Genomic DNA, 13,133 nt, shown 5'->3' with positions numbered 1-13,133 from the left:
GGCTACCGTTGCAAAAATTTCAGCTTTCCTTAAGACTCCGCCGCCGTCATGGGCAGGGGGCAGCTACACACCAGATGGCGATCGCCATAGGCATTGTCAATGCGGGCAACGGCCGGCCAGAATTTGTACTCCCGCAGCCAGGGGGCGGGGTAGGCGGCCACTTCCCGCGAATAGGGATAGGGCCATGGATCCTGAGCCAGCATCAGGGCGGGATGGGGGGCATTCTTCAGGGGATTTTGCTGCCGATCGCTCACCCCGGCCTCAATTTGAGCAATTTCGCTCCGAATGGCAATCATGGCCTCACAAAAGCGATCCAATTCCGCCTTGGTTTCACTTTCGGTGGGTTCAATCATCAACGTGCCCGGCACCGGCCAAGAGATCGTGGGGGCATGGAAGCCGTAGTCCATCAGCCGCTTCGCAACGTCTTCCACCTCGATGCCCGCCGATTTTTTCAGAGGCCGCAGATCGAGAATGCACTCGTGGGCCACCAAGCCGTGGGCACCTTTGTAGAGAACGGGATAGTAGGGTTCAAGGCGCTTGGCAATGTAGTTGGCATTGAGGATGGCGATCGCCGTCGCGCGCGTCAACCCCGCCCCCCCCATCAGGGTGATGTACATCCACGAGATCGGCAAAATACCGGCACTGCCCCAAGGGGCGGCGGTCACAGGGCCAATTTCTGAGCCTTGGGGAATCACCTGCGTTGTCGGCAAAAAGGGCGCCAAGTGGGCTTTGACGCCGATCGGCCCTACCCCCGGTCCACCCCCGCCGTGGGGAATGCAAAAGGTTTTGTGGAGATTCAAATGGCAGACATCGGCACCAAAATCTGCCGGCCGGCACAGCCCCACTTGGGCATTCATATTGGCACCATCCATATAGACTTGACCGCCGTGGCGATGGATGATCTCACAGAGGCGGCGAATTTCCGTTTCAAACACCCCGTGGGTCGAAGGATAGGTGATCATCAGCGCCGCCAGGCGATCGCCATAGGTTTCGGCTTTCGCAGCTAAATCGGCAATGTCAATGTTGCCTTGGGCATCGCAATTGACGGCCACCACTTGCATGCCGGCCATGACGGCGCTGGCGGGATTGGTGCCATGGGCAGAGGTGGGAATGAGACAGACGTTGCGCTGGGGTTCCCCACGGCTGTGGTGGTATTGGCGAATCACCAACAGGCCCGCATATTCCCCCTGGGAGCCGGCATTGGGTTGCAGGGAAATGGCATCAAAGCCTGTGATCTCCGCCAGCATTGCTTCTAGCTCTTGAAACAGTTGGCGATAGCCTTGGGCCTGCTCTGCCGGCACAAAGGGATGCAGTTGATTGAACTCCGGCCAGCTGATGGGCAGCAGTTCAGCGGTGGCATTCAGCTTCATCGTGCAGGAGCCAAGGGGAATCATCGAGGTGGTAAGGGAAAGATCCTTGGCCTGGAGGCGGTGTATGTAGCGCAGCAGGGCGTGTTCGCTGTGGTAGTTCTGAAAGACCGGGTGCTGAAGATAAGGAGAGTGACGTTTCAGGGCTGGCGGCAGGCGATCGCCCCCTCTCCTTTCCACCGGCGTAGCGCCAAACAGAGCCAGTAAATCTGCAACATCTTGTTCAGTGGTGGTCTCATCCACGCTAATGCCCACACTGCCATCCTCAAAGTAGCGCAGGTTAATTTGGGCTGCTGCCGCCCGCTCCTTGAGCACATGGAGCGACAGATTCCCTAGGCGAAGGTGCAGGGTGTCAAAAAATTGAGAATGGTAAAGCTGATAGCCGGCGGCTTCTAGGCCTGCTGCTAGGCTCACTGCCCGTTGATGGATGCGCTCGGCAATTCGCCGCAATCCCTCTGGGCCATGATAGACGGCGTACATACTGGCCACAACCGCCAACAGAACTTGGGCGGTGCAAATGTTACTGGTGGCCTTTTCGCGGCGAATGTGCTGCTCCCGGGTTTGGAGGGCCAGGCGCAATGCCGTTTGACCAAGGGCATCGTGGGAGACCCCCACCAGCCGTCCCGGCAACTGCCGCTTAAATTCTTCACGGATGGCAAAGAAGGCCGCATGGGGACCGCCATAGCCCAAGGGCACACCAAACCGCTGCGAACTGCCCACGGCAATATCGGCGCCCAATTCCCCCGGCGGTGTCAGCAGGGTGAGGGCAAGGAGATCGGTGGCCACGGTCACCAACAGTCCCCGCCCATGGGCAGCGGCAATCAGGGCTTGGGGCGATCGCACTGCGCCATCGCTAGCAGGATATTGCAAGAGCAAACCAAAGGCATTTTCCCAAGGCAAGTCATCGGCGGTGGGGTCAATGGGCACAATCTCAATGCCAAGGGGCAGGGCACGGGTGCGCAGCACCGCTAGGGTTTGGGGATGACAGTCTTGAGCCACCAAGAAGCGTTTGGCTCCCTTTTGAGGGCGGACATTCAAGCTCAGGGTCATGGCTTCTGCAGCCGCCGTCGCCTCATCAAGAAGGGAGGCATTGGCAATGGGGAGTCCGGTCAGATCGCTCACAAGGGTTTGAAAGTTGAGGAGCGCCTCTAGGCGTCCTTGGGCAATTTCTGCTTGGTAGGGCGTATAGGGGGTGTACCAGACGGGGTTTTCCAGAATGTTGCGCTGAATCACCGCCGGTGTAATGCAGTTGTAGTAGCCCATGCCGATGTAGCTGCGCCAAAGTTGGTTTTTCGCCGCAATAGCGCGTAGCTTTTTCAGCGCAGCCGCTTCACTGAGACCCTCGCCAAGCGCCAAGGGACGCGGCAAGCGAATTTCCGCGGGAATGACGGCATGGATCAGTTCCGCAAGGCTGCCATACCCCAACAGGCGCAACATTTCGGGGAGATCCGCAGGCGTGATCCCAATGTGCCGTGCCACAAATTCCGCATCTGTTTCTAAGTTGATCTCCAGTTGGGGCAGTGAACTGACCATCCCTATTGCACTCGTAGAGGAAATTGTTCATATATCTTAATCCTTTGGGTGGGGTTTGCGACCATGGATTACCTGTAAACTGTGCCCCAAGTAGTTACTTTGCCGCTCCACGGTAAATCCCTGTAATCGGAGGTGCGCGGCCAAGTCCGTTTGCAGCAGTTCCCAAGCGGTTTCCGTTTCAAACAGCCAGAAAAAGAGGGCCATCCCCGGCCAAAAGAGGGGGACTTGGGGACGATGAAAGTCAATGAGGGCAAACCAACCACCGGGCTTTAGAACCCGCCACACTTCTGCCAAGAGGGCATGCCGCTGCTGCGGGGTCATTTCGTGGAGCGCCATGCTGGTGTGCACCAGATCAAAGGTGGCATCGGCAAAGGGCATCTGCTCGGCAAAGGCTTGGACATAGGTGGCTTGGGGGACGCGCTGTTGGGCACGGGCGATCGCCTTGGGGGAGGCATCCAGTCCGATGACCTGATCAAAGCGTTGGGTTAAGGCTTTTGTGACAACGCCGTGGGCACAGCAGAGGTCTAAAACAACGGCACTGCGGGGCAAATCCAGCGCTTGCCAAGCCAAGCGATGCAGGCGATCGCGCCCCCCGAGCGGGAGTGCGGCAAGGGCACTAATGGTGTCGTAAAGCCACGGATATTGATAGCTCCAAGTGCGTAGAATGGTTGCCACCCGGTCAGGTACAGAATTGAATTTTTCCGAAACTTGAGCCAAGTGTAGCGCCTTTTTGGGAGTAATTCCTTAAGATAAGGACTGTTAAAGAATTCCTAATTCTCACGGCGTCGGGAGTGAACATGGGTCAACTATCCCTCTGGCAGCAGAGCTATCTCCTACTCGGAAGCTTGGTGGGCGTTTTGATGACCATGAGCGGGGGGGCGATCGCCCAACCCCACGCTACGGCAACCGATCTGTTGCCCCTCCATCCCAATCCCGATCCCCTTTACCTGCCCAGTCGTGCCGATCAAGTGAAAATTGATTTGGATCGCCCCCTTACCCTCAACGAAGCGCTTGAACTGGCGCGGCGGAATAATCGCCAACTGCAAATTCTTGAAGCGCAACTACAGCAGAGTCGGGCAGTTTTGCGCCAAGCTAAGGCTGCTCTTTATCCCACCCTCTCCTTACAGTTGGGCATTAATCGTACCGATTCAGCGGCAATTCGCCTGCAAAATGCCCAACTGCCCCCACCCTTGCGCGTAGATAGCACCAGCAACACGTGGACAAGTACGGTGCAACTGGGATACAACATTTTCACCGCCGGCCAACGGGATGGCAACATTAAAGCTGCCCAAGAACAGGTGCGCAATGCCGAACTGGATTTACAGCGGGAACTGGAACAATTGCGCCAGGAGGTCACCAATGGCTACTACAACATCCAACAGGCGGAAGCTCTTGTGCGCATTGCCGAAGCTGCCGTCCAAAACTCGCAAGTAAGTCTGCGGGATGCGATCGCCCGCGAACGGGCTGGCCTGGGCACACAATTCGATGTCCTCACCGCCCAGGTGCAACTGGCCAACAACCAACAGCAACTGGTGCAAGCCCAAAGTCAACTGCAAACGGCTCAACGTCAACTGGCACAGCTGCTTAGTCTGAATGACAAGGCCAATGTGCGGGCGGCAGACCCCATTCGGGTGGTGGGGGAATGGACACTTTCCCTTGAGGAGAGTATTGCCCTTGCCTTGCGCAATCGGGTGGAACTGGAGCAGCAACTGACCCAACGGAATGCAGCCCTCCAACAGCGACGGGTTGCCTTGGCAAATTTGCGACCCCAGCTGGTGGCCGGGGGAAGTTTCAACACCCTTGATAGCCTCACGGATGATAGGGCACCCCGCTGGGGATATACCGTCGGGGGTCAATTGAACTGGACGCTCTTTGATGGCGGGGTTTCCCGCGCCAGTGCCGCCCAGCAGGAGAGTAATGCAGCGATCGCCGAAGCCCAGTATGCCGCCTTTCGCAACTTGATTCGCTTCCAAGTGGAGCAGGCCTACTACACCCTGAAATCAAGTCAGGAAAATATCCGCACCAATGAAGTGGCAGTGCGCCAAGCCACCGAGGGTCTCCGCCTTGCCCGGCTGCGCTTCCAAGCGGGTGTGGGCACCCAAGCGGAGGTGAGCAGTGCCGAAGCAGCCCTAGTTCAAGCCCAGAGCAACCTCCTCAATGCCACGGTTGAGTACAATCGGGCGATCGCTGCCCTGCAACGCTTTGTCAGTGGTTTGCCTCTCAGTCCGCAAGGAACGGTAACCCCGTGATGTTCGGTTTTTTGAATCTCAATAAACCGGCCGGCTGCACCTCCCACGACTGCATTAACGAGCTGCGCAGGCGGCTGCGGCTAAAGCGCATCGGCCACGGTGGCACGTTGGATCCAATGGCCACAGGGGTACTGCCGATCGCCCTTGGGGCGGCGACGCGACTGCTGCCCTATTTGCGGGATCGCAAGGCCTACATCGGCACGGTGCGCTTTGGTCTTACCACGACCACCGATGATATTACGGGTGACCTCTGCCAAGAGCAGCCCGCCGGCCACCTTACCCTTGAGGCCGTTCAGGCACAGCTGCCGCAGTTTATCGGCCGAATTGCGCAATTGCCCCCCGCCTACAGTGCAATTCAAGTGGATGGCCGGCGGCTTTATGCCCGTGCGCGGCTGGGGGAAGTGGTGAGCGTTCCACCACGGATCGTCGAGATCTACGATATTGCCGTGTTAGATTGGCAACCGGGAGAGCACCCCGACCTCACCCTGCGCATTACCTGTGGCGGTGGCACCTACATTCGTGCCCTTGCCCGCGACCTAGGGACGGCGTTGGGGGTAGGGGGAACCCTGGCGGCCCTGCAACGGATTGAAAGTGGTGGCCTCAAGATTGAGGAAAGCCATTCCCTAGAAAGCATTTCCCCAGAGCATTTACCGTTGCGATCGCCCCAAGCGGTTCTCGCTCATCTGCCGTGGCGGGAACTCAATGACGCACAACTCAGCGACTGGTGTCATGGCCGCCCCATTGTCTGTGGGGATCTCCCCCCGGCGGGAACCCTTGTTGGCGTCACGTTTGCCGGTGTTTGTGTGGGCATCGGTGCCAGTGGGGGCGATCGCCTGCAGCCCAAGGTTGTTCTTAAGGAATAACTGGGTCTTCCGAAACATTTTTCTAGTGCTAGCTTAGAAAAAAGAAGTCATCAGTTAGGTGAAGGAATGGGGGTTCGCTGGCAGCAACGTCTCATCTGTTTTTTCGTTGTGCTGGGGGCGGTCTGGGGCGTTTTCTCCAGCGACTTGGCGATCGCCCTAACGGAGGAACAAAAACTCTTCAATGAGGCATGGCGCATTGTCAACCAGGCCTATGTGGATCCCTCCTTTAACGGCCAAAACTGGTGGCTGGTGCGCGAAAAAGCCCTGAAACGTCCGTTGCCCAATCGCGAGGCCACCTACGAGGCCATAGAAAAGATGGTGGCCACCCTTGAGGATCCGTTTACCCGTTTCCTGCGACCTGCCCAATTTCGGAGCCTGCAAACCACCACCGCCGGGGAATTGACGGGCGTCGGCCTCCAGATTAGCACCGACCCCAAAACCGGTGTTCTTGAAGTCATTGCCCCCATTGATGGCTCTCCCGCAGCTCAAGCGGGGATCCAACCAAGGGATCGCATTTTGGCTATTGACGGTGTTCCCACCGCCAAGTTGAGCCTTGATGAAGCTGCCGAACGCATGCGGGGCGCTGCCGGTTCTGCGGTTCACCTGTTGCTGCAGCGGGGCAGTGAAGCCCCTCAGGAAATCACCCTGCAACGTGGCCACATTGCAATTAATCCGGTGATTGCTGAAGCTCGCCCCATCCAAGGGCACACGGTTGGCTATATCCGCCTCACCCAGTTTAGTGCCATGGCGGCCACCGAAATGCGCAATGCCATTCAGCGGCTAGAGCAGCAAGGGGCGCAGGAGTATATTCTTGATCTGCGCAATAATCCGGGCGGACTGTTGCAGGCAGGGGTAGAAATTGCCCAACTCTGGCTAGATGGGGGGGTTATCGCCTATACCGTCGATCGCCAAGGGATTATTGATAGCCTCAATGCCGCTGGGGCAGCCCTCACCCACGATCCCCTCGTTGTGCTTGTCAATGGGGGTACTGCCAGTGCCGCTGAGATTTTGGCCGGCGCCCTGCAAGACCATGGGCGTGCCCGCCTCGTGGGCGATCGCACCTTCGGTAAAGGCTCAATTCAGTCCCTTTTTAGTCTCAGCGATGGATCGGGTCTGGCGGTGACCATTGCCTACTATGAAACCCCCAACCACCACAACATCAACAAAGTGGGCATCGAACCAGATCGGCGGGTTCTCGAGGGGCCGGAGAGTCTGGCGGCCATGGGGACAGCAGCGGATCCCCAATATCTGGCAGCTCTAGAGCTGCTCCACCGCCCGGTGCAGGTTGCCGCTAACGCAGCGTGACAAACTCCTCCGCCGTCGAGGGGTGAATGGCCATGGTGGCATCAAAGTCCTTCTTGGTGGCACCCATTTTAAGGGCGATCGCAATCCCTTGAATAATTTCAGCGGCAGTGTCCCCCACCATGTGGGCACCGAGCACCTCCTCGGTATCCTTGTCCACCACCAGCTTGACGATCACCTTTTCATCGCGACCCGTAAGGCTGTGGTACAGCGGGCGAAAGGCCGTACGGTAGATTTTGACATTCTCTGCCCCCAACTTTGCCTTGGCCTGAGCTTCCGACAGCCCCACCGAAGCCGCTTCCGGTTGGGAAAACACCGCTGAGGGGATCTTTTCGTAGCTCAGGGTGCGCGGTCGGTTGCCAAATTGGGTATCGGCAAAGGCCCGTCCTTCGGCAATGGCTACAGGGGTGAGGTTGACGCGGTTGGTGCAATCGCCCACCGCAAAAATGTGCTCCTGGCTGGTGCGATAGTATTCATCCACGGCAATGGCAACAATTCCTTGGCTGTTGGTCGTGAGGTGCACCCCCGCCTGATCAAGACCTAGCCCCCGCAGGTTAGGGGCACGCCCCACGGCACACAGCACCGTATCCACCTTGGTTTCGCAGGGTTGACCCTCTTGCTCATAGGAGATGCGGATGTGGCCCTGTTTAGTAAGCTTCAAGCCGGTTACGTGGCAGCGAGGACGCACATCAATGCCGTGGCGCAGCATCCCCTCATAGACGCCGTCTTGAATGTCTTGATCAAACCCCCGCAGGGGACGATCGCCCCGCAGAAAGTGGATCACTTCTGTGCCTAAGCCGCGCATAATGGTGGCAAACTCGACGCTAATATAGCCACCGCCGAGAACCGCCAAGCGCTTGGGCTGCTTGGGCAGTAAAAACATCTCCCGTGAGGTAATGCTGTGTTCAATACCAGGCACCTCGGGCTTAATTGCCTCTCCCCCCACGGCAATCAAGATTTTCGCCGCTGTCACCCGCCGCTGAACCTGTCCTTCGCGATCCACCAGTTCCAGGGTGTGGGGATCGACAAACCGCGCAAAAAAGGGCAGCAGTTCAACCCCGGCCTTAGCAAGATAGCTAATGTGCAGCTGGCTGAGACGATTCACCTCTTGCTGCACCGCTTGCATGAGGCGTTCCCAGTTCAATTTGGCTTTGACAGGACGCCAGCCGTAGCCAACGGCATCTTCAAAGAGATGACTGAATTTAGAGCCGTAGACCATGAGCTTTTTGGGGATACAGCCCCGAATGACACAGGTGCCGCCGACCCTATCCCCTTCGGCAATGGCTACCTTGGCGCCATAGGAAGCTGCCCGTTTTGAGGCCGCTAAACCGCCGGAGCCGGCTCCAATCACAAACAGGTCGTAGTCGTAGCTCATTTTTGCTCCCCAAAGCCTAGCCTCAGTCTAGCGAATCGGCGTCAACCCCAAAAGTAGCCGTAGCCAAGGCCGCACAGGGTTGCCATTAGCACAACCAATGCCACATAGGCAATCGTTTTGCGCCAGCCAATGATTTGGCGGATGACCAGCATGTTGGGCAAAGAGAGCGCCGACCCGGCTAGCAGGAGGGCAAGTGCAGGCCCTTGTCCCATACCGTTGGCCAGTAGGCCTTGCAGGATAGGAACTTCCGTCAGGGTGGCAAAGTACATGAACGCCCCGGCGATCGCCGCCACAAAATTTGCCCCAATAGAGTTACCGCCGACGGCTTGGGTAATCCATTGACTGGGAATGAGCGCTTCACTCCCCGGTCGTCCTAGGAGGGCACCGGCAATGAGTACTCCCCCCAACAAGAGGGGTAAAATCTGCTGAGCATACTCCCAGGTGGACTCAAACCAAGCCTTGGCCTCACCCCGCGCCGTACTGGTCAGCCAGCCCAAACCCACAATGGCTGCACTAAAGGGAACCAACGGCTGTGGGGCAAATCGCCATGCGAGGACGGCAGTGACACCGATCACCAGCAACACTTTGGCGGGCTGGAGTTGATACCAAGACATCAACAGGCCACCGAGAATGAGACCCAACAATCCCGTAAGCCACCACTTACTTTGGGCGATCGCCTGCCAGAGGGGAGCTGCGGTGGCAGGCTGTGCCCAGTTGGCAAACACCAGAATGCCTACCAACACCGCAAGGAAGATTACCTGCTGCCAGAGCGGACGGGCAGCTTCCTGGCCGGCCGAGGGCGGGCTACTCCGCGAAGATGCTGCAACCGGGCCGGGAAAGAGGGCTTGCATGATCAACCCAATCACCACACTAAAGAGGATGGCCCCGATCGCCCGCGCCACCCCCAGCGACAGCCCCAACACCCGCGCCGTGAGGATGATGGCCAAGACATTAATGGCCGGCCCGGAGTAGAGAAAGGCGATCGCCGGCCCCAATCCGGCGCCGCGCCGATAGATACTGGCAAAGAGGGGCAACACCGTGCAGGAGCACACCGCTAAAATGGTGCCCGAGACTGCCGCCACGCCATAGGCCAAGGCCTTCGGGGCTTCTGCCCCCAGATACTTCATCACGGCCTCTTGACTGAGAAAGACGGCGATCGCCCCGGCAATAAAAAAGGCCGGCACCAAACAGAGAAGGACGTGCTCTTGGGCATACCAGCGCACCAAATACAGCGCATTCCAGAAGGCAGCATGGAGGCGCGGCCACTGCTGCAACTGCTCAACAGGCAAATAGAAGCACAACAGGAAGACGGCAAGGATGGCGAAAAGGGATTTCCACTGCCCCTGCCAAAAGGTACTGCCTTGCATTGCTCTCTCCTTTGGGAATCTCAGTGGGGGAGTAACGCCGCAATTTCATCCGCACTCAGGACTTTACCTTGGGAGACCACTTGACCGTTGATCCGCAAGGCGGGGGTGCGCATCACGCCGCAGTCGGCGATCGCCAAGGGATCGGTAATGTGATTCACCTCGGCCGTCAAGTTCAACCGCGTCAGGGCAGTGCGGGCATTGGCTTCCAATTCGTGGCACTTTTCACAGCCTGTCCCGAGAACATCAATTGTCAGTTGACTCATACGGGTTTGCCTCAATCGGTTTCTCTCACCCTAGGCTAAACCCTATACCTCACTACAAGGTCAAGGGGAGGAGGGTGCCGACTCCTCCAACAGGGTACAGGTTTGATCCGTCATCCCGGTGGCAAGACGGCTGTGGCATTCCTGAAGGAGGGTTTCCAACTCCTGCTTGAGTGCCTGCAACTCCAGCATCTGGACTTCAATGGCAGCAATTTTCTGTTGGAGTTGCTCATACACCGCCCAGCAGGTGAAGGTGCGCTGCTCGCGTAGATCGAGCAGTTGGCGAATTTCCTTGAGGCGAAATCCCAAAGCCTTTGCCCGCTGGATAAACTGCAATCGCTCAATGTCCACCTCGGTAAATTGGCGATAGCCTCCCGGCGTGCGCTGGGGCGGCGGCAGTAAACCAATGCGCTCGTAGTAATACAGGGTTTGGGGATGAATGCGCAACTGCTCAGCCACCTCTTTGATTTGCCATGTTTTTGTTGTCATGGCCGGGATTTGCGCTCCTACATAAAAGCTTGGCGATGAATGGCCTGGAGTGCTTGGTATTCAGCCATTTTGCCAAGGCGACGGAGCGATCGCAACCGCTGTTCTATGAGCATCCGTGCATCGGTGCGACTAATGGACTCAAACGCCATTCCTCCCGGCCGTTGGCTGACAATAAAAAACAGTCGCTGGGCGTACAACGTGGTAAAAAGTTGCCGATGCTCATCAATAGGGCAGACGCCGTAGAGCAAGCCAAAGGTGGGGTGATTGAGATACTGCTCAGCGGTCATCGAGAAGTTCATTTAGAAAAAAACTACCTCGCAACAGGATCGTGACAGGTCAACACGGCAAGGATGGGTCGTGAGGGGGAAAAACAAGGGAACACCGCAGACTGCGGCTAAAATTAAGTAAAACACTTGACTAAAAAACTTTCCAGATTATACCCAAACCCTCTCCCCCTCTATGACCCGTTCACTTCCTCCCTTTTGGCCCAGTGTGTTGCACCGCTGTGGCGTGATTTTCTTTGGCACGCTGACGTTCTTCTTTACACTGGGGGTGGTGGGTGTGAGTGCTACAGTCTTCTTTGCCCTCCTTGGAGTTTTGTTGGCGCCCACCAGTGAAACCAGTCCCTACGAGCACATTAGCGGCAAGGAAACGAGTCGCGATCGCATTCTCAGAATTGATATTACAGGGCCAATTCTCGGCAGCCCGCAAAACGAAGAGGATACCTTCTTTGCGCCCCTTGTGGGGGTCACCTACGGCTATGAAGTGCAGCAGCAGCTAGAAGAGGCTGCCAAGGATGAAACGATTAAGGCTGTCCTACTCAATTTCAATACTCCCGGCGGTACTATTTTTGGCTCGCAGGCGATCGCCGACGGCATTAAAAGCTACCGCGCAGCCACCCAAAAACCCGTCTATGCCTTTATTGAGGGCATTTCTGCCTCCGGTGGCGTTTGGGCAATGGTAACGGCGGATAAGATCTATGCCGATCACGGCAGTATGATTGGCAGTATTGGCATTCTTGGTCCTAGTGTCCTCTACTACGATCGCCCCACCCGCTTGGATAATGGCCTGCTTCAGGGGGGCGTCACTGCCAACAGTATTGAAGAACGCACCCTCAGTGCCGGTCGGGGCAAAGATATTGGCAATCCCTTCCGTCGCCTTACGCCCCAAGAAATTCAGGTGTTTCAAGCCGGCCTTGAGCAGGAGTACAGCAAGTTTGTCAACCACGTGGCCCAAGCCCGCGGTATTGATCCCACTGTCATCCGCAACCAAATGGGAGCAATGATCTTTAGTAACGATCAGGCGCAGAACTACCGCCTCATTGATGGCACCCGTAGCCGTCCCCAAACCCTCAGCACCCTTGCTAGGGCTGCTCATCTCAAGGAGGGAGAATATGCCATTGTCCGTTTTCGGCGCGATCGCTCTCCTTTGATCCATCAACTCTTTGGGGTTCAGTCACCGCCTCCAGCGCCAGAAGCACAGCAGGTGTGGAAACAAGAGCAACTTTGTGCCCTCAGCCAATTGCGTGCTCTTGCCTACTATGGTTTCCTGTCTTGCCGCCGTCAGTGATGCGCTTTGACATTATTACCCTTTTTCCCGAGTTCTTTGCCTCCCCCCTCAGCAGTGGGCTAATGGCCAAAGCTTTGGCACGGGGCATTGCTGAAGTTGTCCTGACGAATCCCCGCGAGTTTAGTACCGATAAGCACCGGCGGGTGGATGATGAACCCTATGGCGGCGGTGTCGGCATGGTCATGAAGCCTGAACCCCTCTTTGCGGCAGTGGAATCGCTGCCCATCTTACCGCGGCGGGAAATTCTCTATGTCACCCCCCAAGGGCAACCCCTCACTCAGCAGCACCTCTGGCACTGGTCACAGGAGCGAGATCAACTGGTGATTCTCTGTGGTCACTACGAGGGGGTGGATGAGCGGGTAGTGGAGCACCTAGTCACCCAAGAGATTTCCATTGGCGATTTTGTGCTGAGCTGTGGGGAGATTCCTGCCCTTGTGATTCTCAATGGTGTGCTGCGCCTCCTGCCGGGCACTGTAGGCAAAGCTGCTTCCCTCCACCAAGATAGCTTTGAAGATGGCTTACTCGATTATCCCCACTACACCCGCCCCGCCGAATTTCGGGGTTGGACCGTGCCGCCTGTCTTGCTCTCCGGTCATCATGAAAAAATTGCTGCGTGGCGGCGATCGCAACAAATCGAGCGTACCCGACAGCGCCGACCGGATTTATATGCCAAATGGCTTGCTGCGCAGGCGTCTAGAGCCTCTATCGAGGAGCATTTCAAAACCAAAAGCAAAAGTTAAACTAAAATAAAATTAGCAA

12 protein-coding genes are annotated in these 13,133 nt (G+C 57.1%); 5 read left to right on the top strand and 7 right to left on the bottom strand.

Features of this window, described 5'->3' with window-relative positions:
- Positions 1-29 precede the first annotated feature (29 nt).
- Together gcvP and ACK4IR_RS06820 are read right to left on the bottom strand one after the other, a co-directional pair.
- Complete coding sequence (gcvP, locus tag ACK4IR_RS06825; RefSeq protein WP_409873614.1) at positions 30-2,900, bottom strand: aminomethyl-transferring glycine dehydrogenase; 2,871 nt, start codon at positions 2,898-2,900, stop codon at positions 30-32.
- Between the two features lie 36 nt (positions 2,901-2,936).
- Positions 2,937-3,575, bottom strand: coding sequence for a class I SAM-dependent methyltransferase (locus ACK4IR_RS06820; protein WP_409873613.1), 639 nt, complete (start codon positions 3,573-3,575; stop codon positions 2,937-2,939).
- Between the two features lie 122 nt (positions 3,576-3,697).
- On the opposite strand from ACK4IR_RS06820, the gene ACK4IR_RS06815 reads away from it, so the two are divergent.
- The 3 genes from ACK4IR_RS06815 to ctpA all read left to right on the top strand — a co-directional run bounded on the left by ACK4IR_RS06815 (position 3,698) and on the right by ctpA (position 7,317).
- Entirely contained in the window at positions 3,698-5,149 is a 1,452-nt protein-coding gene (locus ACK4IR_RS06815) for a TolC family protein (protein WP_409873611.1), read from the top strand.
- A complete protein-coding gene (gene truB, locus ACK4IR_RS06810) occupies positions 5,149-6,012 on the top strand; it encodes a tRNA pseudouridine(55) synthase TruB (RefSeq protein ID WP_409873655.1) in 864 nt (287 codons plus the stop codon). The genes ACK4IR_RS06815 and truB overlap by 1 nt, the downstream gene beginning before the upstream one ends.
- Positions 6,013-6,078: 66 nt before the next feature.
- On the top strand, positions 6,079-7,317 hold the full coding sequence (ctpA, locus tag ACK4IR_RS06805; protein WP_409873609.1) for a carboxyl-terminal processing protease CtpA: 1,239 nt from the start codon (positions 6,079-6,081) through the stop codon (positions 7,315-7,317).
- Here the strand turns inward: ctpA and gor are convergent.
- Genes gor through pipX form a run of 5 tightly spaced genes read right to left on the bottom strand, consistent with a single transcriptional unit; the run spans position 7,304 to position 11,092 of the window.
- The gene (gene gor, locus ACK4IR_RS06800; protein ID WP_409873608.1) at positions 7,304-8,689 is read right to left on the bottom strand and encodes a glutathione-disulfide reductase; all 1,386 of its coding nucleotides are present in this window, start codon (positions 8,687-8,689) and stop codon (positions 7,304-7,306) included. The two genes, ctpA and gor, sit on opposite strands and share 14 nt — an antisense overlap.
- Before the next feature lie 41 nt (positions 8,690-8,730).
- Positions 8,731-10,056: a permease gene (locus ACK4IR_RS06795; RefSeq protein WP_409873606.1), complete on the bottom strand. Its 1,326-nt coding sequence runs from the start codon at positions 10,054-10,056 to the stop codon at positions 8,731-8,733.
- Between the two features lie 20 nt (positions 10,057-10,076).
- Entirely contained in the window at positions 10,077-10,319 is a 243-nt protein-coding gene (locus tag ACK4IR_RS06790; RefSeq protein ID WP_409873604.1) for a thioredoxin family protein, read from the bottom strand.
- Between the two features lie 60 nt (positions 10,320-10,379).
- Positions 10,380-10,805, bottom strand: coding sequence for a heavy metal-responsive transcriptional regulator (locus ACK4IR_RS06785; protein WP_409873603.1), 426 nt, complete (start codon positions 10,803-10,805; stop codon positions 10,380-10,382).
- A gap of 17 nt (positions 10,806-10,822) precedes the next feature.
- Positions 10,823-11,092: a transcriptional coactivator PipX gene (gene pipX / locus ACK4IR_RS06780; protein WP_409873601.1), complete on the bottom strand. Its 270-nt coding sequence runs from the start codon at positions 11,090-11,092 to the stop codon at positions 10,823-10,825.
- A 172-nt stretch (positions 11,093-11,264) separates the two neighbouring features.
- Between pipX and ACK4IR_RS06775 the strand changes: the two genes are divergently transcribed.
- Positions 11,265-12,374, top strand: coding sequence for a S49 family peptidase (locus ACK4IR_RS06775; RefSeq protein ID WP_409873599.1), 1,110 nt, complete (start codon positions 11,265-11,267; stop codon positions 12,372-12,374).
- A complete protein-coding gene (gene trmD / locus ACK4IR_RS06770; RefSeq protein WP_409873653.1) occupies positions 12,374-13,114 on the top strand; it encodes a tRNA (guanosine(37)-N1)-methyltransferase TrmD in 741 nt (246 codons plus the stop codon). Before ACK4IR_RS06775 ends, trmD begins: the two co-directional genes overlap by 1 nt.
- Positions 13,115-13,133 lie beyond the last annotated feature (19 nt).

It is taken from the genome of Thermosynechococcus sp. (assembly GCF_046299635.1).
Taxonomy (GTDB): Bacteria; Cyanobacteriota; Cyanobacteriia; order Thermosynechococcales; family Thermosynechococcaceae; genus Thermosynechococcus.
This window is presented reverse-complemented; position numbering and strand designations above follow the sequence as displayed.